Annotated in this window: 24 protein-coding genes and 1 other annotated feature; of the genes, 9 read left to right on the top strand and 15 right to left on the bottom strand. The window is 56.0% G+C overall.

Annotated elements, in window-relative coordinates; genetic code table 11:
* Window positions 1-149 precede the first annotated feature (149 nt).
* The 4 genes from Q1M04_RS06890 to Q1M04_RS06875 all read left to right on the top strand — a co-directional run bounded on the left by Q1M04_RS06890 (window position 150) and on the right by Q1M04_RS06875 (window position 4,425).
* Window positions 150-560, top strand: a complete 411-nt coding sequence (locus tag Q1M04_RS06890) for a hypothetical protein (RefSeq protein ID WP_300345946.1) — start codon at window positions 150-152, stop codon at window positions 558-560.
* Between the two features lie 372 nt (window positions 561-932).
* Window positions 933-1,157 (top strand): hypothetical protein, encoded by a 225-nt coding sequence (locus Q1M04_RS06885; protein WP_300345945.1) that lies wholly within the window; start codon window positions 933-935, stop codon window positions 1,155-1,157.
* Between the two features lie 272 nt (window positions 1,158-1,429).
* Window positions 1,430-2,947, top strand: a complete 1,518-nt coding sequence (locus Q1M04_RS06880; RefSeq protein WP_300345944.1) for a hypothetical protein — start codon at window positions 1,430-1,432, stop codon at window positions 2,945-2,947.
* Window positions 2,948-2,991: 44 nt separating this feature from the next.
* Window positions 2,992-4,425: a hypothetical protein gene (locus Q1M04_RS06875; RefSeq protein WP_300447023.1), complete on the top strand. Its 1,434-nt coding sequence runs from the start codon at window positions 2,992-2,994 to the stop codon at window positions 4,423-4,425.
* On the opposite strand, the gene Q1M04_RS06870 is transcribed toward Q1M04_RS06875, so the two are convergent.
* Window positions 4,372-5,412: an IS30 family transposase gene (locus Q1M04_RS06870; RefSeq protein ID WP_300447019.1), complete on the bottom strand. Its 1,041-nt coding sequence runs from the start codon at window positions 5,410-5,412 to the stop codon at window positions 4,372-4,374. The genes Q1M04_RS06875 and Q1M04_RS06870 overlap by 54 nt on opposite strands.
* Window positions 5,413-5,485: 73 nt before the next feature.
* Window positions 5,486-5,674: a hypothetical protein gene (locus tag Q1M04_RS06865; protein WP_300447016.1), complete on the bottom strand. Its 189-nt coding sequence runs from the start codon at window positions 5,672-5,674 to the stop codon at window positions 5,486-5,488.
* Between the two features lie 175 nt (window positions 5,675-5,849).
* Between Q1M04_RS06865 and Q1M04_RS06860 the strand changes: the two genes are divergently transcribed.
* Together Q1M04_RS06860 and Q1M04_RS06855 are read left to right on the top strand one after the other, a co-directional pair.
* Window positions 5,850-5,987, top strand: coding sequence for a hypothetical protein (locus Q1M04_RS06860; protein WP_300447013.1), 138 nt, complete (start codon window positions 5,850-5,852; stop codon window positions 5,985-5,987).
* Between the two features lie 126 nt (window positions 5,988-6,113).
* A complete protein-coding gene (locus Q1M04_RS06855; protein ID WP_300447011.1) occupies window positions 6,114-6,683 on the top strand; it encodes a hypothetical protein in 570 nt (189 codons plus the stop codon).
* Window positions 6,684-6,721: 38 nt separating this feature from the next.
* On the opposite strand, the gene Q1M04_RS06850 is transcribed toward Q1M04_RS06855, so the two are convergent.
* The 11 genes from Q1M04_RS06850 to Q1M04_RS06800 form a co-directional block, all read right to left on the bottom strand.
* A complete protein-coding gene (locus Q1M04_RS06850; RefSeq protein ID WP_300447008.1) occupies window positions 6,722-6,967 on the bottom strand; it encodes a helix-turn-helix transcriptional regulator in 246 nt (81 codons plus the stop codon).
* Between the two features lie 186 nt (window positions 6,968-7,153).
* On the bottom strand, window positions 7,154-7,576 hold the full coding sequence (locus tag Q1M04_RS06845) for a hypothetical protein (protein ID WP_300447006.1): 423 nt from the start codon (window positions 7,574-7,576) through the stop codon (window positions 7,154-7,156).
* A gap of 273 nt (window positions 7,577-7,849) precedes the next feature.
* Window positions 7,850-8,131 (bottom strand): hypothetical protein, encoded by a 282-nt coding sequence (locus Q1M04_RS06840; RefSeq protein WP_300447003.1) that lies wholly within the window; start codon window positions 8,129-8,131, stop codon window positions 7,850-7,852.
* Between the two features lie 12 nt (window positions 8,132-8,143).
* A complete protein-coding gene (locus Q1M04_RS06835) occupies window positions 8,144-9,775 on the bottom strand; it encodes a glycoside hydrolase family 73 protein (protein WP_300447000.1) in 1,632 nt (543 codons plus the stop codon).
* A gap of 14 nt (window positions 9,776-9,789) precedes the next feature.
* The gene (locus Q1M04_RS06830; protein ID WP_300446997.1) at window positions 9,790-10,188 is read right to left on the bottom strand and encodes a hypothetical protein; all 399 of its coding nucleotides are present in this window, start codon (window positions 10,186-10,188) and stop codon (window positions 9,790-9,792) included.
* Window positions 10,189-10,205: 17 nt separating this feature from the next.
* Window positions 10,206-10,508 carry a hypothetical protein gene (locus tag Q1M04_RS06825; RefSeq protein WP_300446994.1) on the bottom strand — a complete coding sequence of 101 codons (303 nt, stop codon included), beginning with the start codon at window positions 10,506-10,508 and terminating at the stop codon, window positions 10,206-10,208.
* 41 nt (window positions 10,509-10,549) lie between these two features.
* Window positions 10,550-10,915: a hypothetical protein gene (locus Q1M04_RS06820; RefSeq protein ID WP_300446991.1), complete on the bottom strand. Its 366-nt coding sequence runs from the start codon at window positions 10,913-10,915 to the stop codon at window positions 10,550-10,552.
* Window positions 10,912-11,202, bottom strand: coding sequence for a hypothetical protein (locus Q1M04_RS06815; RefSeq protein WP_300446988.1), 291 nt, complete (start codon window positions 11,200-11,202; stop codon window positions 10,912-10,914). Before Q1M04_RS06815 ends, Q1M04_RS06820 begins: the two co-directional genes overlap by 4 nt.
* On the bottom strand, window positions 11,189-11,857 hold the full coding sequence (locus tag Q1M04_RS06810) for a hypothetical protein (RefSeq protein ID WP_300446985.1): 669 nt from the start codon (window positions 11,855-11,857) through the stop codon (window positions 11,189-11,191). The genes Q1M04_RS06815 and Q1M04_RS06810 overlap by 14 nt, the downstream gene beginning before the upstream one ends.
* Window positions 11,844-12,059 carry a hypothetical protein gene (locus Q1M04_RS06805; RefSeq protein WP_300446982.1) on the bottom strand — a complete coding sequence of 72 codons (216 nt, stop codon included), beginning with the start codon at window positions 12,057-12,059 and terminating at the stop codon, window positions 11,844-11,846. The genes Q1M04_RS06810 and Q1M04_RS06805 overlap by 14 nt, the downstream gene beginning before the upstream one ends.
* Window positions 12,056-12,646, bottom strand: a complete 591-nt coding sequence (locus tag Q1M04_RS06800; RefSeq protein ID WP_300446979.1) for a DNA cytosine methyltransferase — start codon at window positions 12,644-12,646, stop codon at window positions 12,056-12,058. Before Q1M04_RS06800 ends, Q1M04_RS06805 begins: the two co-directional genes overlap by 4 nt.
* A gap of 190 nt (window positions 12,647-12,836) precedes the next feature.
* Here Q1M04_RS06800 and Q1M04_RS06795 point away from each other — a divergent pair, with 190 nt between their 5' ends.
* The 3 genes from Q1M04_RS06795 to Q1M04_RS06785 all read left to right on the top strand — a co-directional run bounded on the left by Q1M04_RS06795 (window position 12,837) and on the right by Q1M04_RS06785 (window position 16,030).
* Window positions 12,837-13,541: a hypothetical protein gene (locus Q1M04_RS06795; RefSeq protein ID WP_300446976.1), complete on the top strand. Its 705-nt coding sequence runs from the start codon at window positions 12,837-12,839 to the stop codon at window positions 13,539-13,541.
* 342 nt (window positions 13,542-13,883) lie between these two features.
* Window positions 13,884-15,551 carry a recombinase family protein gene (locus Q1M04_RS06790; RefSeq protein WP_300345942.1) on the top strand — a complete coding sequence of 556 codons (1,668 nt, stop codon included), beginning with the start codon at window positions 13,884-13,886 and terminating at the stop codon, window positions 15,549-15,551.
* Complete coding sequence (locus Q1M04_RS06785) at window positions 15,497-16,030, top strand: sigma-70 family RNA polymerase sigma factor (RefSeq protein ID WP_293280131.1); 534 nt, start codon at window positions 15,497-15,499, stop codon at window positions 16,028-16,030. Before Q1M04_RS06790 ends, Q1M04_RS06785 begins: the two co-directional genes overlap by 55 nt.
* A gap of 34 nt (window positions 16,031-16,064) precedes the next feature.
* Here the strand turns inward: Q1M04_RS06785 and Q1M04_RS06780 are convergent, their stop codons facing one another.
* On the bottom strand, window positions 16,065-17,012 hold the full coding sequence (locus Q1M04_RS06780) for an L-lactate dehydrogenase (RefSeq protein ID WP_300345941.1): 948 nt from the start codon (window positions 17,010-17,012) through the stop codon (window positions 16,065-16,067).
* Entirely contained in the window at window positions 17,009-18,334 is a 1,326-nt protein-coding gene (locus Q1M04_RS06775) for an FAD-dependent oxidoreductase (protein ID WP_300345940.1), read from the bottom strand. Before Q1M04_RS06775 ends, Q1M04_RS06780 begins: the two co-directional genes overlap by 4 nt.
* 181 nt (window positions 18,335-18,515) lie before the next feature.
* Window positions 18,516-18,772: a binding site (T-box leader), on the top strand.
* The last annotated feature ends 77 nt before the right edge of the window (window positions 18,773-18,849 follow it).

The raw sequence follows: 18,849 nt of genomic DNA, 5'->3' as shown, positions 1-18,849 counted from the left end.
ACTGGCCCGCGTTCTGCTGGACCATATTCGTTCCCTTGGCCTGATCTCCGATTTCACCTATTCCAGAGCCGTGGATTTGGTACATTCTGTGATAGACTTCCCGGAGCTTTTCCAGTATCCTGTGTGCTTGACAAAGGAGGCGAGCGGATGTGAACGTGCTCAGGATACGCAATGAAATGCGAAACGGGAAGACCATTTTTGACCTGCCCCTGCGGGTGACCTTCTACGCCAGAGTCTCCACGGACAAGGACGAGCAGCTGAACAGCCTGGAAAACCAGGTGCAGTATTACACCCAGTTCATCGACGCGGTGGTGACGGTCCTCCAGGCCGTCCCCGACGAGCGCGACTGCGCCCAGGACATCCGCCGCATGGAGGAGGACCTGTCCGCCCTCCGGACAAAAAAAGATCGCCTGCTGGAGATGAGCATCGAGGGCGTCATCTCCAGGTTGGAGTTCAAGCAGCGCAACGACGGCTTCAACCAGCAGGCCCAGGCTCTGGAGGGACGGCTGCCGGTCCGGGCGCATAGAATGGCATGTGGTTCGGGGAGCGGAGTTGCCTGAGGAGCGGTCCCAAGGGCTTCTTTGAAGCGGCGTTTTTTACAAAAATTGTATAACCAGCCAAAAAAAGGCCGGCAAGTACGGGATTTTATACAAAGATTTACAAGGCGCAAATCTCCTACTTGATATTTTCGAGAGACTACGTTATGATGAGGATACTATTTTTCGCTCGTATCAGCGGGCATGGTTCGTTGTGCTCGAATGATGGAAGTAAAGATTATTATTAGAAGGGATATTCTCCACACAAACACAGCTGTACTGGAGAGGAGAATATTTTTTGACTGCCTCGGGGCATACTGACGAACGTAAACTCAATTCAATCATGGAGCCAAAATTCTTATATCATCTCAAACAAAGAAAAGGGAGGCTGTATTTATGACAAAAGCAACTTGCCAGTCAGCACATGGGTATCTCGGTGATGGATTCGTCCAAGAGAGTCTGATGGAAGACGATGATTCCATTGGAGCTGATTTGCGCCGTTCCTTTTGTGCAAACAGTGATCTCTTTTCTCATCACTTCTTCAAAGGACTGAGAGACCTGCCTGACGAGGTGTATGAGCTGCAGGACCAATACTACCAGTCCGAGGAATTTTCCCCCTGACGCCGCCCTTGGAGGGTGAATGTGTCTTGCCCCGGGTCGGTTTCAGCCGGCGCTTTGGGAGTTGGAGGACTCCCTCTCACAACGGCGTAGCCGTTCAAATTCTAAAAATGATCTCCCCTTAGAAGGCAGGCTCTGTGTACCATAAAATCAGGGCCTGCTTTTTGGGCCGAAGAGAGAAATAAAGGGAGTGGTATTTTGTGGGAAAAAAGCGAGGATCCGCGCGGAGGCGCTCGAAATGGACCTCCGTCCGCTACTCCCGGAAATTTTTTGATATGCCGCCCTGGCTGATTATCCTGGGCAACAGGCTCCTGTATTTCTTCACCCTGCTCTTTTTGATTCTCAGTGTAGCCCGCCTGGTCCTGCACATCGGGTTCCAGTGGACAGACGTGCCGCTGGACTGCCTCTTTTGGGGGGTTATGACTGTGAGCGCGGCGCTCCTGTTCGCGTTCAAGCTGCCCCAGCTGAGCACCGCGCTGATTGTCCTGGCCGTTTTCCTGTATGCCTCAGACTATCTTCTTCCTGTGCAGCGGGCGTATCAGGCCATCGACAACATGTGCAGTCAATACGCCAAGCCGGATATATTGAAGGAGATATTTGTCTCCATGGGCTTTATCAATTTTTCCCTTAGCTACGTGATTTCGGCTCGGGACAAGCGGTTTTACAGGGTGCCCCTGGGAGATGTGCTTCAGGAGCAGTTCCCAGAGCACGGACATGTATTCGTCTGTTACACCTTCCTGATTTTAATCGGGCTGTATTCCTGCGGCATGAGCTTTCACAATATCGCCTTCGCTTGCCTTTGCGGCGCGATTTTCTCCTTGGCCTACACAGGCTTTATGGCGCTGCTGTTTACCTTTGGCCAGACGTCCAAGCAGAAGATGGTGGAATACTATCTCGTGGGATCCAGGGTTCCCCAGTCCGGGGAGATTCAGCAAATAGAAGAATGCACGGCCGTCGGCCGCCTCTTGTCGGCCTCCGATTACATCAACGTCTATTACAAAACCAACGGCGTAATCCCCCAGACAGTGGCCGGCCGCCTTTGGGAACGGCTCTTTGACGTTCAAGAGCAGATTGCCGCGGCGGAAACGGAGAACCGCCCGGAGAACAAAAACGGCCCGGCGGAGCAGCTGGACGATATCGTAACGTTTACCCAGCTGGTTGCCTGCGCCGCGTTGGCCTGGCAGCATATCCTCTGGAAACTGCCCCCGGACCAGCAGAGTGAGCTGATCTGCCTGACGCTCCAGGCATACCTGAAAGACAGCGGTGCCGAACTCCTGGAAGACTGGGAGAAATTCCTGGACGGTAAGGAGCCGTACGGGAATACGGGCGCGCCTCTGCGCTCTGCCGTGCCTCTGTGCGGCCTCATTTCCTGTCTGCGCGGCAAGGGCGCGATGGGAACCCCGATGCAGTACTGGCGCGGCTGCAGTGCCTGCCTGCAAACCGTTTATCAGGTCCAGCTGATCTATTCCCGCACCGCCGCCCGATCCGGCTTGGAGGGAGATCCGGACACCGCGCCCAGGATGCTGTTCCTGTTGTTGGAGACCGCGCTGCTAACGGAAATATCGGCCCTGGAAAAAGAGTACATTGACAGTTCGGAAAGCGAGGAGTTCTGGGACCGCCTGAAGAAGATGGAGCGCGGCTTCGGCCAGACCTCCGCGAGCTGTGCCCGGTTCTCGGAGTGGGGAATGGGCATCGTCTGCTCCTACAAGATCGACTGGTTCCGCTCCCATGAGGGAATGCTGTCCGCCTATCTCACATATCAACGGCTGTTTGGACTGATTCAATCGGCGTGACAATCAAGCAGTCAAAGCACCGTTGCAGGAAAGAGGGAAATCTCATGTCAGATGAACACCGTGACACCGGGAATAAATCCAATAAATCCTTTGATCTCAGAGTGGTGGAGCTGTCCAAAGCCTCCCGCGAAAACCCGCTCTGCAAGAAACTGAAGGAGGCGGACAACAACAGCTATGTCTGCCTTGGCCATTTTGACTTTCTGCGGATTTCGCACCTGCCGGGGGATGAACCTCTGAAACGCGTGGAAGAGGATTTTAAAACGCGGGACAACTACAATTACCCTCTGTACATTCTTCACGATTCCACAGAGAATCCCGAGGCCCTGACCAGCTTTTGGAACACCAAGTCCTGCTTCATGACGGTCTCCCGCATTCACTTCATCCCCACCGCAGAAAAGGGGGCGGAGCGCATCTGGGAGGCGCTGAAGAGCCTCGGGGACCCCATTCCGTCTGGCAAGCGGGCCGGAGAACTGAGCATCAAGGTTAAGGAGGAGCCGGTCCACTGCGTCTTCTACCGCACTTTGGAGCTGAGCGACCTGGTGGTAGTGCTCAAGAGCGACTCGATTCTCTCCTGTCTGCACGCCATTCGCCGAATGATGGAGGTAGCGGTCGTGGGGAACGTGTACTCCTTCTGCGGAGTACATGGGAAACTCTGCGACCCTCAGATTGACGAGGCCATTGCACGGTGGGATATGACCTGCTCCAGGCAAAGCGCAAAGAAGGCCATGGAAGAGGTCATTCCTTATGCCAGCATGCGTTTTTCTGTGATTGCCACCCGGAACGCTAAGCTGTTCTGGGAGCAGGCGAAGCGCTCGGTTTATTTTGTCTCGGGAACGGCGGACGCGATTATCAATTTCAGCGGAGCGTCCATGAAAGACCTGGTACGTTATATCGCTTATCTTTCCACTCAAGAGATCTCCATTAACAGCTCTTGTTCTATCAGTATCCATGACGCCTTTGGGGACATTATCACCCGGATTGGCGTTCCTTACGGCGATCCCTATGAGCTGGCTCTGGAACCGGGGCGCAGGGAACCCATTCCCGCCCTGAAAACGGCGCAGAAAAACCTGAAAACCGCTGTAAACGCGCTGCCGGCCAGAAACGCCCGCTGGTATCCGGTCCTGGCCGCCCAAATCGACTCCCTGATTACCATGATGGGAAACTGTATTACGGACGACCTGTCCATCCTAATCTGGCCCAGCGTTAAAGCGCTGATCGACCGCCTTTCCTACCTCTTTGCGCAGAGTTCCAAAATCGGGCGGAAGCAGGAAAGCGAGATCAGCGAGTTTTTGAATTGCTGGGATATCCTGGAAAACGATGTTTCCCGGATGGAGGGGGAGCTGTCCCAAAAGCCGGAGCTTCTCTCCTCCCGGTATTATATCGGAAATGTCAATAGTAAATGCGAAAAAAATATAAAATTTTTTTCAAAGCGTCGAAAGATACTCTTTGAACACAATTTCAGACGTTTTCCAGCCTAAAATTTTCCGCGGGTATCGTGCAATCCACCTTTCCGCACGCTTGACCTCTGCGGCGGTCACTTTCCCGAAATCGGTTCCTTTCGGGAAGTGCCGCCGTATCATTTTATTTTCGTTTTCATTGCTCCCCCGTTCGTAACTGCTGTACGGGTGGCAAAAGTAAACCTTTGTTCTCTTCTTCTTGCAAAGTGCTGAACGCTCCAACCCCTCCACGTCGGCAAACTCCCCGCCGTTGTCAACGGTGATCGTTCGGAAGATTTGCCGGAAACGGCGCGAACCGAAACGGCGTTCTATCCGGTCAAGGGCGGCAATGACGCTTTCCCGCGTCCTGTCCGGCATAAGTTCCATAATCGGAATACGGCTTTTCCTTTCCGTCATAACAAGCAAGGTGTCCTTTTCGCCCTCTTTGCTTGAATACACCGTGTCCATCTCCCAATCTCCGACGGTTTCCCGCGTGTCAACCTCCGCCGGGCGCTTTTCGATACTGTCCCCCCGCGGCGGTCGCTTCATGGTCTTAACTTTTTTATAGGTCCGTTTCTTTTTCGGCTTTTCCGGCAAGTCATCATTTGTCAGGAAGAGAAAAACGCCCTTTGTGATATAGCTGTAAAACGTGCTTACACAAATGGATGTTGAAAACGTCTTTCCCTCCAACTCGATAGCCGCAAGAGCGGCGGCGGGGGAATATCCGTCCTCCAGCACTTTCTTTTCCAGAAAGTCCGCAAGTTCGCGGTCGTTCCCAATTTTCAGATCAGCGCCTTTCTTCCGCAAATTCTCCTGATACTTCCGTTCCGCTTCGTCCGGGTTGTACCGATCTTCTTCCGTCCAGTCCGAATTGCGGTGAATCATGCGGGCGCGCTTGATCTCCCGGTAAATCGTGCTTACATGGACATGAAGTCTTTCCGCTATCTCTTTCGGCTTCTTCCCGTCCAGCAAAGCGTCCTCCAGCCTGTATCGGTCTGTCTTTGTCAGGTGACTAAAACAATGCCCCATGTTATACCCTCCCCAAAAGCAAAGAAAGGGCGGTTTCCCGCCCTTTCACTTTATGTTTCCGCACGAACGGCGGCTATTCGCCTGATAGCTTCCCCATATCCGCTTCAATTAGCGAAACAATATATGCGTTGATACTCCCGGCCCCTGTTTCGGCGGCGCGGGCTTTTATTTTTTCTTTTCCGCCTTTGTCCACATAGAAAACCATTCTGTCCAATTTCTCTTGGTGGCGCTTGTTTCCCTCTAACTGTGCTTTCGTTGCCATGTGAAACCACCTCCGCATTGATGATACCATACTAAATATTCATGTGTCCATATAAAAAATCAACAAATTCATGTTCACACATTTGGTTAGTATGTCTATTGAAATTCATGTGAACATATAGTATATTATGATTGTAAGGCAAAGGACAAAACCTTTTACAGAATGGAGGGAGGACATGAAAACGCCTAATGCAGTAGAAACCGCCGTTCAATATGCGATTGAAGCGGAACGGTTGAAAATGCTGATAGCAGCTAAAGACGCGAAAGACTTGCAAGAGTTTATCGCCTATTTAGAAAAACTGCTAAAGGCATAAGAAAGGGATAGCGGCCCACCTCTCAAAGTAAAGCCGCTATCCCAGCGCGAAAGGTAAGCCGGAAGCCTTACTCCGGCTACCTTGATTTTAACAAGGTAAGGCCAAAAAATCAAGGGGGAACACGACATGAACAAGTTTGAAATCGGCAAGGAATACTTTTCCCGTAGCATTTGTAACTATGATTGTATTTTCACCATCAAAATCACCGGGCGCACCGCTAAAACCGTTTCTTATGAGTACATGGGCGATTCCCGCCGCTCGAAAATCCGGGTTGACGATTCAGGCGAATATATCCAGCCTGATCGTTACTCTATGGCCCCTGTTTTCCGCGCTGAACGTGAGGTTCAGCCGGAAGAGGACCCCGCCGCGGAGGAATCCGCCGCCCCCGCTCCCGTTGCGGAGAACGCGGCCCCCTCTAAGGTCGTGACGATCTCCCAACCCGCCGATGACGGTTCCGTGATCGTTATGATCGGTCAGTCCGTCGAACGGAATTGCGGGGCCTGTTTCCCGCTCGAAATGGGAACGGTCGTCGGTTTCGTCGATATTCCTGACGGCGTAGTTCTCCGCGGCGGCGTGTTCGCCCTTGTCCGCTGGGGCTACAACCCGGACCGGCCCGAACGGGTCCGTCTGTCCGACATTCACCGCCGCGGCTGGCGGTCTGTGAACGGCTCTGCGCTGGGCGTGTTTGTCCGCTGATACTTGACCGGGGCGACAAAAAACGCCGCCCCCCCTCTTTAATTCTCCATTTCCAAAAGCCATTGAACCGAAACGTCCAGAATTTGAGAAAGTACCTTTAATTCATAGTCGGTTACAAATCGGGTTCCGATCTCAATTCTTGAAACGCTATCCCGCTCTATGATGATTCCCGCAACTTGCAGGCGGGCCGCAAGGTCCGCTTGTGTAATCTTCCGCCGCGCCCGCGCTTCCCGTACCCGGTCGCCGCAAAGGTTCTTCCGTCCGTTGTAATCATAAATTTTCACGTTTTGCCCTCCGTTGCGTGTTAAAGTTCAGATTCATTCTTGACATTAGCACGTAAAAAGGCAATGAATGCGTTAAACATCAGAACATCAATAGCGGGCCGGTCTGATTCTGCCCGCCAACACAAAAAGCCCGCCGGGGCGAATCCCGGCGGGCTTTCATTCTGTCCGAATCGGACAAGTTTATTTTCAGGTTCCCGGCGCAATGGTTCTGGGTTCGTCGTTCAGCTTTGTGGCGGCTTTCTCCGCTTCCTGCGGCGTAATGCTCAAATAATAGCATTCGTCGATGTATGCCGCAAGATTGCCGTTCGTCCCCCACGCTTTTTTTGCTTCCTCCAGCGCGCTCTCGATCAGCTTTTCAATATCCTTTTCGCTGAAAAGCAGTTTCAGCACCGCGGGGATTCTCTGATAAATCCAATCGGACACGGCGGCAAGCTTCAACTTGCCCGTTCCACCGCCGAATTCCTTTTCTGCCTTTGTCACAAGGCCGAAAAGAATTCGGTTCAGAACCGCCGTTTCGCCGCGCTTGATAAGAACGACGATCAGGGCAAGGAACGCAAGGACAACCAGCACGCTGTCCCAATTCGCCAGCAGAAACGCAATAATTTTCATGTCGATTCCTTTCTTTGCCGCAAGAATACCGTTACGGCGTGATACAATGTCCCCAATGGGGGCGGTTGATATGGAAATTTTTAAGAATTCGCTTGTTTCTCCCGATTTTCAAGATCGGTTAGATGTGGATGGAACATATTTACACGATTGTATCAATATTTCGATTTGCTCGAAAACAGATATTCGCAATCACGGGTGTTTGTGCGGAAGTCGTGCGCCCCGTTGCTCTCTTGAAGAAAAACAACGGCGAAAAGCAATGTCCCGCCCGAAACGCTAAATTCCGTATTCGTCAAATACGGCTTTTCGGTCGAAAAGCACCTTGACGGCGCGCAAGATGTTTTCGACGTTATCCGGGTTCGGGTCCGCTTTTTTCATGTGGGCGTAAATTTCCCGCACAAGGTCGGATTCCCTGTGTGTTTCGGCGTTGAATGCTTCCATTCTCTCTTCCGGGCTTTTTGACCCGTCGGCAAAAACCTTGTGAAGCTGTTTCAGCGTCTTTTCCGGCTTTATCTCCCGTATGACCACCCGCCCGCGTTCAAAGCACATTCCTTTCATTGCGCGCCCCTTTCAGCCGATGACGGAACAGGCGGATTCAGGGACCCAGCCCAGCCCGTCAATGTGTACGCCGCACTTGCGGCCCGGATAGTAATATTTCACGGTGAACGCGCCGTTCACGGTCTTTCCTTGCCCGTTTCCGTTGCTGTCCCGGTACAGGGGGCCGGAATACTGGACCCGCGCGCCGACGCGCATTTTCGCCGCGGTCCCGCTCCCGGCGGAAGTCCCGCCGACGGGCTGAACGTCCGCCGCGTCAACCCATCCGTAAACCGTGGACCCGCCGCCGGGTTCCGCTTTAAGCTGGTACGGGTGTTTTCCCTTGTATGTCCCGATTACTCTTGCCGTTCCCGGTTTGCAGGCGGGGCCGGTCGCCGCGTTCGCGCTGGTGTAGTGTTTGGACCCCGTAAACCGCACCACGTCGCCCACGCTGAACACCAGCGGCGCGGAGGTATCGGAGGACCCCCCGGACGTTCCGGGCCGTCCTGCGGGCTTTGTGGCGCTCCCTGCGGGGGTTTCTTCCGTCATGTCATAGGTGATATACGGCAAGCGTCCGTGTTTCGTCCACTTGCGCCCGTTCATACCGGCAATTTTCCCTATATTCAGGCACGCCGTCACTTGAACGCGGTTCAGGAAAGCGGGCGAACATTCAATGACCTTTCCGCCGCCGATGTAAACGCCGATATGACCGGAAAGCCAGACAGCTTCCCCGGGAATGATCTTCCCGAAATCGGTTGAAACGTCCTTGCAAACCCGAATCATACTGTCGGCCCCAATATCGGGAACGCCGTTCGACGTGTACTTTGCGCCGCCGTAGGTTTTGGACGCGTCGCCGGTCCATCCCCAAAGAATCCCCTTGATTAAGCAAACGCAATCGAACCCGAAAACAGGCGGTTTCTTGTTTGCCGCGGCGCGAATCATTGCGGTTCTGTCCGCCTTTTTGTTGTAACTGTGGTTTCCGCAATACCGGGACACGTTCGCGCCGGTCAGGGGCGCACCAAAGCACCCCATAACGTACAGGGTCGCGTGATTGTTCGCAACGTCCTGCAATTTCTTAATGAATTCAGAAGCGTTCATTTTCCCCGTTCCTTTCCCGTCTGCGGGGCTTCCTGCCCCGCCCGTATCATTTGACCCGCCGGACGCTCCGGGCCGTCCTGCGGGCGCTGTGGCGCTCCCTGCGCCGTCGTAGGCGGTCAAGCTGTAATTCTCGACAATCTGAATCAGCTTGTCCGCGTATTGCGGGTCTGTGGCGTACCCTGCCGCCTTGATCGCCCGGCAAGCGGCTTTATAGTCCCGTTCTCCGATAACGGCTTTATACCGGGCCGCACTGGTCAGCAAGGCCGAATGATCGGCGACGCTCTCCGCCCAGCTGTCATAGGCGCGGAAAAGCGCCGTAATCGTGGTAAAGGTCGCGCCGTCGTAACATTCCTGTGTCTGTGCGCTGTAAACCTTTCCTTTCCAGCTTTTCCCTGCCTTGATTCCGAAAAGGGCGTTTGCCTTGACGGTCAGGCCGGATTTTCCCCATCCGCTTTCAAGAATCGCCTGTGCGATTGTCAGCGACGCAAGAACGCCGCTTTTCTTCATGTCGGCGGCGGCAAGCGCGCCCACCCGCTCGATGAATTCTTGATGTTCTTTTGTGATTGCCATTGCTCCGATCTCCTTTAAGGCTGAATGTTGTTCAGGTCAACGGGCATTCCGTCCGTTTCCGCCGGGTTCGCTTTTTTGATCTTCACAACGTTTTCCGCCTTTGCTTTCCACGAATAGAATCCGATTGCAACCGCCGTCGGCGTGGCGACGTAGGCAAGCAGAACCCCTAATTGCGACGGGTCGATTGTCACTACCCAAAATCCCAGCCCGAACCCGGCAAAATAGGTCAAGAGAACCGCCGAAAGAAAGAGTTTTGAAAACTCGATCTTTCCGGCGGTCCTCTTTTCATCCCCTGCGGCGTTCGCGGCCCGGCTCCGCGCCCGGCGGCGCTTATTGCTCCGCCGCCGCTCAATCAGCAACACGGCGGCAACCCCGCCGATCAGCCCGGCGGCAATGCTGAATAGATACCCCATGCCGCGCCGCCTTTCTGTCAGTCGTCGGAATGGTCCGCGGCCTGTTCCAAGCGGTCCAGCCTGTGGTGGGCCTGCTTTGCGGACGATTCAACGGCGGTCACACGCTCCGCAATCCGCAAATACTGTTCGTCCTGCTTTTCCTGCTTCCGCTTGATGTCGTCGGTGTTTGCCTTGATATACCCAATTTCCGTAAGAACGGTCGCGTCGGCCCGCGCTTCGTCCTCTGTGTCCTTTTTCCCGTTCCGGGCAAAGGCCGCATATCCGAACACAATAGCGCAAAGCGTAGAAATCACGCTGATAACCGGCAAAATTTCATTCATAGTCGTTTACCTCCCGTGAAAGAATTCTCTATAAATGCTTTTCAGTGAATACGGGGCCACTTCCGGCGGGCTTTCTGTCCAACCGTACACAAGGCACTCATAGTTCCAAATGGTCCACCGTGTTGTGTCCTCCGCCCAAATCGCAAAGGGCATAATGAAAAACCACAAAACGCGGCCCGGTTCGCGCCCTCCGCAATCAGCGCGTCAAGAAACGGCCCGTTCAGCTCCCGGCGCAAGGACGAAACGCGCCAGTCGTTCCGGTTCTCTTCATCGAACGCCCGGTTGAACACGGGTTCGGCGGCAATGGATAGCGTCGCGCCGATCTTGTCGTTGTTCTCCAGCACCACCCATTGAACGCCGCCGTAAAAGAAATACGCACCCGGCTTCAAATTAGCAAGTTTCTTCATTGTTCGTTGTCCTCCTTATAGTCCGGCAAATAGCCGTTTTTCGCGTCCTCGATGTAGTCCCGCACAACGGCGGAAATCAGCGGGTAAAGAACCGGAAGCAAGAGGGCGAAAGCTTCACCGCCTGTCGCCGAATATCCGCGTACCGTCAGGGCGTAGGCCGCACCCGCTCGAAACAGGATGATTCCCGCAAGGGTCAGGCCGCTATATTTCGCAACGGACAGAATCAGCCGGGCGGCGCTCCGCCGGGCTTGTCCCGCTCCGCGGGTGATCGTGTCAGGTGTCGGCATGGTCGGCCCTCCGCTTCCACAATTCGCAACGGTCCCCAGCGCACCCCGGTTTCCCTGTGTAGCTGTCAAGGCAACCGGGCAAACCGATTTCTTGCGGGCAACGTCCGTTCATGCGCTGATTGTCGGCGTACCGCGTCGCCCCCATTGTGCTGGCCTGAACCCGGTTCGTTGCAAGAATCGCCGTCCCCGCCGCCGCGTAAATGATGAATCCGCATTGCTCCGCCCGCTTCATAATCTCTTGCCAGCGGTCGTCTGCGGCGGCGGCTTCCGGCGGCGGGGCAAACGCTCCCGGCCTTGTGTATTCCGCCGTTCTTTCGATCTCCACCGGGTTAATCGCCTTGTCGTCTATGTAAAGATCAGCGTACACCTTGCGCCCGTCGGAGGGCTTCAACCCGATTTTCGCGGCGTGCGGGTTGCCCGGATTCTCATTGACCGCATACAGCGGGATTTCCTGCGCCTTGCAGAATGCCACCGCTTCGTCAAGCAGTTTCCGGGTTCCGTTTTCCCGGTTTGTGTAAAGGATGATCTTTGACCCGTCCGCCGCAAGCTTCTTCACGTAGGCAATGACGGCCCGGTTCGGCGCTCCCACTTCCGGGAAAGCGTCGGCGCAAAGTGTTCCGTCGAAATCGACGGCGACAAACTCATATTTCGGCATTGCTTGTTCCCCTTTCGATTTTTCCCGCTGGGGCAATCACGACGGCGCGCCCGTTCCGGTCCAGCAGTTCCGCCGAAACCTGAATGTTCTTGCCTTGCCCGGCCTTGCGATAGATCAGCGCAGTTATTTTCTGATAGGTGATACCGGCATAAACTGCTGGGCATTCCTCCAGCAAGGCCGCTTTCGCTTCATTGTTTGTCATAGCGGAACACTCCACCCCGCTTCCCGGACGCTGAATGCGTCCCCGCATTGTACAATATCCGGGAAATTCGTTTTCGCAATTTCTATCGCTGGTTTCTCGATTTCATATGCGAAATATCGAATATTCCTATACCCCAGCTTGTCAAAGCAGTAACGCCCGGTTCCGATTCCGTCATACATGGAAAGAATCACGATTTCTTCATCTTTCGGAATTCCCGCCAGCGCATGGGACAGAATGTGAATGATAACTTCCGCCGTCCAGCCGTTCCCCAGCCCTTTGTAGGCGTTTGTCTTATTCGCTACCCTGCAATAATCGTCCGGTAACGTCTGCAAGCGGCAACATTCTTTGACAGTCAATTTCCGAATTATGTAAAATCCGTCCGGCAAATTGATTTCATAATTTGCGCCCTTAATCGTGATTTCCCCATTTTTTACCGGGTAAATTGGCATTTCTCCAAGCGGCGTTACCACTTTTTCAAACGTCATAGGAATGTGTGCAACGGACACGGTTTGCGTTTTCCCCTGCGGCAACGTCACGTGTGTTCCTTGAATTGTGCTGTGCTTTTTATCCCGCCGTTGACAGCGCATAGAATTTTCCGTTATAACTATGTCGCTGTCCTTGTGCGGCTTATAGTTAAATGGGACCCATTCGGCAACGCATGTTCGGCGGTCCACATTGTTACAAATCGGATTCCGCATACCGTCTTTGTAACAGGTCGCCCGTAGGCATTGCGCTTTTCCGTTTTTCGCGGCGTTTAACGGAATCGGCTGTTCCCCTGTGACGCTTTCGAGAATGTCCGCCAGCCTGCTGCAGAATTTCCTGGACGAGAAGTTAAAGCCCCGGTACATCCTCAAATACGCTAAGGCCTTTAACGCCAGCACACGGAATCAGAGCCTGCGTGACATCAGGAAGCATGTGCGGACCCTGTTGATCCTGTACAAGGAATGCTACGCGGATTTGGCGGCGGTGATGGCGCTGAATCTGAGCGCGGAGGAGTACCTGCTGAACATATTCCACCGGGAGGCGAAGTATATCAAGGAAGTTTCCTCCAACGAAGAGAAGGAACGGCTGTGGGAAATCCAAGTCCAGGCCGCCTTGGTGCTGCACACGTTGGAAAAGCCTTTCTCAACGGATCTCAAGTCCCTCTCCTGCACAGAAGAACAGCAGGAATGGCTGAAGGAGTGGAAGAGCGAAATCAACCGTTATAGAAACATTTTTCTCACCAAGAAGGACATTTCAAATCATTCGCAGACAGGTACGGCCATGCTCTCCGGGGAATATCTCCCTCTGCTGCACTATCTGGAGGACTGCAAAAAGGCGCTGGAAAATGGACTCCAAAAAGAAGACGTCCAGAAGAAACAGGAGGAATTGAAAAAGATGCTGAACATGGTGAAGGATTACTTCGACCTGGAAGCGATTCATCAGGCCATCACGGATTACCAGGGTACGTTTTTGGAAACCAGCGGGTCTCAGGAACAGTGATGTGAGGAGGTGTTCCGCCGGGCCAGAGAAGCGGGTAATCTCGCACCGATTGCAATGCCTGCCCCCGGTGAACGAACTGCCTGATTTGTAAAATTTCATCAATGCCGGACGGATGGTATCCGTCCGGTATTTTTTTGCCCCCCAAACATATCTATGAACCGAGGTGATGCAATTTGGAAAGCGCACAGCGAGAACTGGTCGGCGTCCTGCTGGACCACATTCATTCCCTTGGCCTGATATCGGATTTCACCTATTCCAGAGCCGTGGATTTGGTACATTCTGTGATAGACTTCCCGGAGCTTTTCCAGTATCCTGTGTGCTTGACAAAGGAGGCGGAGATTCGTGAACGTGCTCAGGATACGCAATGAAATGCGGAATGGGAAAACCATTTTTGACCTGCCCCTGCGGGTGACCTTCTACGCCAGGGTCTCCACCGACAAGGACGAACAGCTCAACAGCCTGGAAAATCAGGTGCAGTATTACACTCAGTTCATTCAGGAAAAGCGGAATTGGACCTACGTCCAAGGCTACGTGGACGAGGGCATTTCCGGTACCAGCACGAAAAAGCGGGACAGCTTCTTACGGATGATAGCGGACGCCAAAGCGGGGCGCTTCGACTTTATCATCACGAAGGAGATATCCCGCTTTTCCCGTTCCACACTGGACAGCATTCAATACACCCAGGAGTTGCTGGAGCACGACGTGGGCGTCCTGTTCCAGAACGACAACATCAACACCCTGGACTCCGACAGCGAGTTCCGCCTGGTGGTCATGGCCGGGGTGGCTCAGGATGAGGTGCGGAAGCTCTCCGAGCGGCTGAAGTTCGGCTTCCGCCAGGCCATCAAAAACGGCCACGTGCTGGGGAATGATAAGCTGTGGGGCTACGACAAAAAGGACTGCGTGCTGACCATCAACGAGGCGGAGGCCCAGGTAGTGCGGCGAATTTTCGACCTCTACGCCAACCGGCAAATGGGCATCCGGCGCATCTCCCAAACGCTGCTGGACGAGGGCTTCACCAGCCGGAAGGGAGGTCCTTTCAACGTCCTGACCATCCGGCATATTTTGTGTAACCCCAAGTACAAGGGCTGGTACTGCGCGGGCAAGTCCCAGACGGTGGACTACCGCAGCAAACGGAAAATTTTCCTGGATGAGGACGAGTGGGTCACGTACCCAGACCCGTCCATCCCGGCCATCGTATCGGAGGAGCTGTGGGACCGGGCCAATACCCTATACAAACGGCGGAGTAAACAAATGATGTCTCACCAAAGCGGGGCAACGTTCCACAACCGCTACCCCTACAGCGGCAAAATCATCTGCGAGGAGCACGGGACCAGCTTCCACCGACAGGTGCTGAAAAGCGCCAAGGGGAACCAGGAGGTCTGGCAGTGCAGGGTCTACCGGGACAAGGGCCGGGCGGCGTGCTCCGCGCCCCAGCTCAGGACGGTGGAATTAGGCCAAATCATGGCTGATATTTTCAACCAATTGGCGCAGAACAAAGAGGCCATCATTGACGCGGTGGTGGCGGTCCTCCAGTCCGTCCCCGACGAGCACGACTACACTCAGGATATTCGCCGTATTGAGGAGGAACTGTCCTCCCTCCGGGCAAAAAAGGACCGCCTGCTGGAGATGAGCATTGAGGACGCCATCTCCACGGCGGAATTTAAACAGCGCAACGACGGCTTCAACCAACAGGCCCAAGCCCTGGAGGAGCGGCTGGAAGCGCTCCAAGCGGAGGCGGAAAAGGGGCGGCGGACGGCGGAGCAGTTAGAGGAAATCCGCGCCGCCCTGGAGCGGGAGCTCTCCTTCCAAAACGGTATCAACTCCGCCCTGGTCACGACAATTCTGGATAAAATCGTGGTCAAAAAAGACAGCACCAAGGAGCGCATCCACCTGGACATCTACCTGAAATTCGGCGGCCTGTGGGAGGCCGCTTTTGACCGGGCGGATTCCTCCCTTTGCTTCACCCGTCCAAAAAGTACTACACCCAAAGCGCCGACCAGGAGGACCTGATTTCCATCGGCACCATCGGCCTCATCAAGGGCATCTCCAGCTTTAACCCCGCCAAAGGGGCGCGCCTTGCCACCTACGCCGCCCGGTGTATCGAAAATGAAATCCTCATGTACTTCCGCAGCCAGAAAAAGCTCCAGGGGGAGGTCTCCCTCTCCGACTCCATCGACAGCGACAAGGACGGAAACGCCCTCCAGCTCATGGATGTCGTGGGCGTGGACGACACCATGCTGGAGGACCTTCACGACCGGGACAACGCCCTGCGGCTTCACAAGCTGGTCCGGGAGCGCCTCACCTCCCGGGAGGCGGAAATTGTCCGCCTCCGCTACGGCCTGGGGGGCACCGTACCTCTGACCCAGCGGGAGATTGCCTCCTCCTTCGGCATCTCCCGGAGCTATGTATCCCGCATTGAAAAACGGGCCCTGGAAAAGCTCCGGGAGGCCCTTCAGGAGGGCCCGGAGCGCGGGCCCTCCGCCGGATAGGGCGCGAATCCGCGGGACCCGCCGGCGCTTTTCTTCACAGCTTCAGGGATTCTATGGCCTCCCGCATCTGCTCCGCCGAGGTGCTCAGCGCCGCCCGCTCCCCGCTGCTCAGCGGCATCTCCAGAATTTCCTGCAAGCCCTTCCGGCCCACGATGGACGGAAGGCTCAGCGCCAAGCCGTTCATCCCATACTGCCCGTCCAGCACCGCCGACACCGGCAGCACCGCCCGCTCGTCCTTCACGATGGCCTCCGCGATGCGGCCCACCGCCATGGCGATGCCATAGTACGTGGCCCCCTTCCGCTCAATAATCTGGTAGGCGCTGTCCCGGACCTCCCGGTACAGCCGCTCCCGGTTCTCCGCCCCCAGGGTCTGCCCCCGGACCCGGCAGAAGTCCTCCAGGTCCAGCCCGGAAACGTTGGCCTCGCTCCACACCGCCAGCTCGCTGTCCCCGTGCTCCCCGATGATGAAGGCGTGGATGTTCCGGCTGTCCACCTCCAGCTCCGCCCCCAGCAGCTGCTTTAAGCGCCCCGTGTCCAGCACCGTCCCGGAGCCCATCACCCGCTCCCGGGGATAGCCCGAAAGCCGCCAGGCCGCATAGGTCAGCACGTCCACCGGGTTGGACACCACCAGCAGAATCCCACCGAAGTTCCGGGCGGTGACCTCCTTCAGCACGGACCGGAGAATTTCCGTGTTCTTCCCGATGAGATCCAGCCGGGTCTCCCCCGGCTTCTGGTTCGCCCCGGCGGTGATGACCGCCAGGGCGCAGTCCCTCAGATCGTCGTAGTCCCCGGCGGAAATCTCCATGGCCGCGCCGTAGGGCAGGCCGTCCCGGAGGTCCATGGCCTCCCCCTCCGCCTTGTCCCGGTTGGCGTCCAGCAGCACCAGGCGGGTAAACAGGCCCTGCTGCAAAAAGCGGAAGGCAATGGACGCCCCCACGTTGCCGCAGCCGATGACCGCTGCTTTTCTGTGGTCGATTTTCATGAAACATCCTCCCTGTTTACTTTCAAATTCTTCTTATCATCTGTCGCCGGATTGTCAATGAGCCGCCCGTCCTCGCCAAACCGGGACCCATGACACGGGCAGTCCCAGCTGTGCTCCTGGGGATTGTATTTCAGCGCACAGCCCATATGGGGGCACCGGGGGGCCGTGGGGGTCAGCAGCCCCAGGGCGGACTCCCAGGCGTTGGCCGCCAGCTGGGGCCGCAGCAAGCTCCGGGAGGGGCTGAACAGCTCCGCATAGGGATTCTCCTTCCCCTGAACCAAATCCGCCAGCATCCGCGCCGCCGCCATGGAGGAGGTCATCCCCCACTTGTTGAAGCCCGCCGCCACATACAGCCCCTCCGTCCCCTTGGCGTACCGCCCCGCATAGGGCACGCCGTCCAGGGTCATGCAGTCCTGGGCAGCCCAGCGGGCGGCGATTTTCGCCTGGGGATAGTGCCGCCTTGCGAAATCCTCCAGCTCCCGCCAGCCGCCGCCCTTCTTCCCCGTCCGGTGCCCGCCGCCGCCCAGGAGGAGGAAACCCTTGTAATCCCGGAAGGACAGCCCCTTCTCCCCCTCGTCCACGTACATGCCCCCTGCCTCCCGGGCGTTTTCCAGGGCCAGGACATAGGAACGGCTTTGATAGAGCTTGAGAAAATAGCCTCCGTGCTTGTTCAGCAGGGGAAAGTGGGTGGCAATGACGATCTTCTCCGCCGTCACCGTCCCATGATTCGTTGCCGCCGTGCCGGGGCCCAGCTCCAGGACCTTGGTGTGCTCGTAAATCCGAAGCCCCTTGGCGATGGCGGCGGCAAATTTCAGGGGGTGGAACTGGGCCTGTTTGGGGAACCTCACCGCCCCCGCCGTGGGCATGGGCAGGGCCGGGCTTTCCACAAGCTCCGCCGGAAAGCCCAGGCGCTCCAGGGCCCCCAGCTCCCGCTCCAGCTTCCGCCGGTCCGACAGGGCGTAGACATAGCTGTCCCGCTCCTCAAAATCGCAGCCGCCGTCCCGGCAGAACTCCCGGTACTGCCCCAGGGCCTCCCGGTTGGCCTCCAGGTACAGCCGGGCCTTTTCCAGCCCGAACTCCCGCAGGAGCTTGTCATAGATCAAGCCGTGCTGGAACGTAAGCTTGGCGGTGGTGTTCCCCGTCACGCCGCCGCAGAGCCGGTCCGCCTCCACCAGGGCGCAGTCCACCCCCGCCCGGTTCAGCCAATAGGCGCACAGCAGCCCCGCCAGCCCGCCGCCCACCACCAGCACGTCCGTTTTCAGGTCCCCGTCCAGCGGGGCGAATGGGGGCATCTCCGCCGTCCGTTTCCAAATGGAATCCATGGAATCACCTCGGCGTTAGCATGACCGGGAGGGCGGAAATCATACCTCCCGCCGGTTTCTCAGTCGGCTTTTACGAAATTTCCACCCGCTTCGCCTGTTTAAATTGTCAAATCTGTCGAAATAAATTTTAGGGCTTGACAAACCCGCCCCGTAAGGCGTATTCTGTGCCCAAGTTCAAAAGCGCAAACCGATGACGCGGACGAGTAGGCAGGGCCTTGGTTCTCAAAGAGAGCCGCCGGTGGTGAGATGGCGGCAGAAGCAAGCCTGTTGAATGGACCGCTGAGGGCGGGCCGAACGGGATGTTTCCCAAGTATGCCTCGACGGGCTTTTCCCCCGTTACCAAGGAAAGGCGCGTGTTGGCGCGCCGCCGAGCGGGCGGTTTTCTTATACCGCCAATTTGGGTGGCACCGCAGAAGTTTCAAGACTTTTGTCCCAAAGGTACCTGTAACGGGTCCTTTCGTGGACGGAGGTCTTTTTTTGACGCTCCGCCTCCGGGAGAGACCATATGTCGGAAA

The sequence above is a fragment of the uncultured Oscillibacter sp. genome (genome assembly GCF_950073225.1).
GTDB lineage: Bacteria > Bacillota > Clostridia > Oscillospirales > Oscillospiraceae > Oscillibacter.
This window is presented reverse-complemented; position numbering and strand designations above follow the sequence as displayed.

Bases quoted from the DNA above. Each gene is read 5' to 3' on its own strand.
- Q1M04_RS06835 (WP_300447000.1), bottom strand. From the start codon at position 9,775: ATGGCAATCACAAAAGAACATCAAGAATTCATCGAGCGGGTGGGCGCG.
- Q1M04_RS06885 (WP_300345945.1), top strand. From the start codon at position 933: ATGACAAAAGCAACTTGCCAGTCAGCACATGGGTATCTCGGTGATGGA.
- Q1M04_RS06780 (WP_300345941.1), bottom strand. From the start codon at position 17,012: ATGAAAATCGACCACAGAAAAGCAGCGGTCATCGGCTGCGGCAACGTG.
- Q1M04_RS06880 (WP_300345944.1), top strand. From the start codon at position 1,430: ATGCCGCCCTGGCTGATTATCCTGGGCAACAGGCTCCTGTATTTCTTC.
- Q1M04_RS06820 (WP_300446991.1), bottom strand. From the start codon at position 10,915: ATGAAGAAACTTGCTAATTTGAAGCCGGGTGCGTATTTCTTTTACGGC.
- Q1M04_RS06805 (WP_300446982.1), bottom strand. From the start codon at position 12,059: ATGACAAACAATGAAGCGAAAGCGGCCTTGCTGGAGGAATGCCCAGCA.
- Q1M04_RS06865 (WP_300447016.1), bottom strand. From the start codon at position 5,674: ATGGCAACGAAAGCACAGTTAGAGGGAAACAAGCGCCACCAAGAGAAA.
- Q1M04_RS06830 (WP_300446997.1), bottom strand. From the start codon at position 10,188: ATGGGGTATCTATTCAGCATTGCCGCCGGGCTGATCGGCGGGGTTGCC.
- Q1M04_RS06840 (WP_300447003.1), bottom strand. From the start codon at position 8,131: ATGAAAGGAATGTGCTTTGAACGCGGGCGGGTGGTCATACGGGAGATA.
- Q1M04_RS06800 (WP_300446979.1), bottom strand. From the start codon at position 12,646: ATGCGCTGTCAACGGCGGGATAAAAAGCACAGCACAATTCAAGGAACA.
- Q1M04_RS06825 (WP_300446994.1), bottom strand. From the start codon at position 10,508: ATGAATGAAATTTTGCCGGTTATCAGCGTGATTTCTACGCTTTGCGCT.
- Q1M04_RS06810 (WP_300446985.1), bottom strand. From the start codon at position 11,857: ATGCCGAAATATGAGTTTGTCGCCGTCGATTTCGACGGAACACTTTGC.
- Q1M04_RS06775 (WP_300345940.1), bottom strand. From the start codon at position 18,334: ATGGATTCCATTTGGAAACGGACGGCGGAGATGCCCCCATTCGCCCCG.
- Q1M04_RS06875 (WP_300447023.1), top strand. From the start codon at position 2,992: ATGTCAGATGAACACCGTGACACCGGGAATAAATCCAATAAATCCTTT.
- Q1M04_RS06860 (WP_300447013.1), top strand. From the start codon at position 5,850: ATGAAAACGCCTAATGCAGTAGAAACCGCCGTTCAATATGCGATTGAA.
- Q1M04_RS06855 (WP_300447011.1), top strand. From the start codon at position 6,114: ATGAACAAGTTTGAAATCGGCAAGGAATACTTTTCCCGTAGCATTTGT.
- Q1M04_RS06845 (WP_300447006.1), bottom strand. From the start codon at position 7,576: ATGAAAATTATTGCGTTTCTGCTGGCGAATTGGGACAGCGTGCTGGTT.
- Q1M04_RS06815 (WP_300446988.1), bottom strand. From the start codon at position 11,202: ATGCCGACACCTGACACGATCACCCGCGGAGCGGGACAAGCCCGGCGG.
- Q1M04_RS06870 (WP_300447019.1), bottom strand. From the start codon at position 5,412: ATGGGGCATTGTTTTAGTCACCTGACAAAGACAGACCGATACAGGCTG.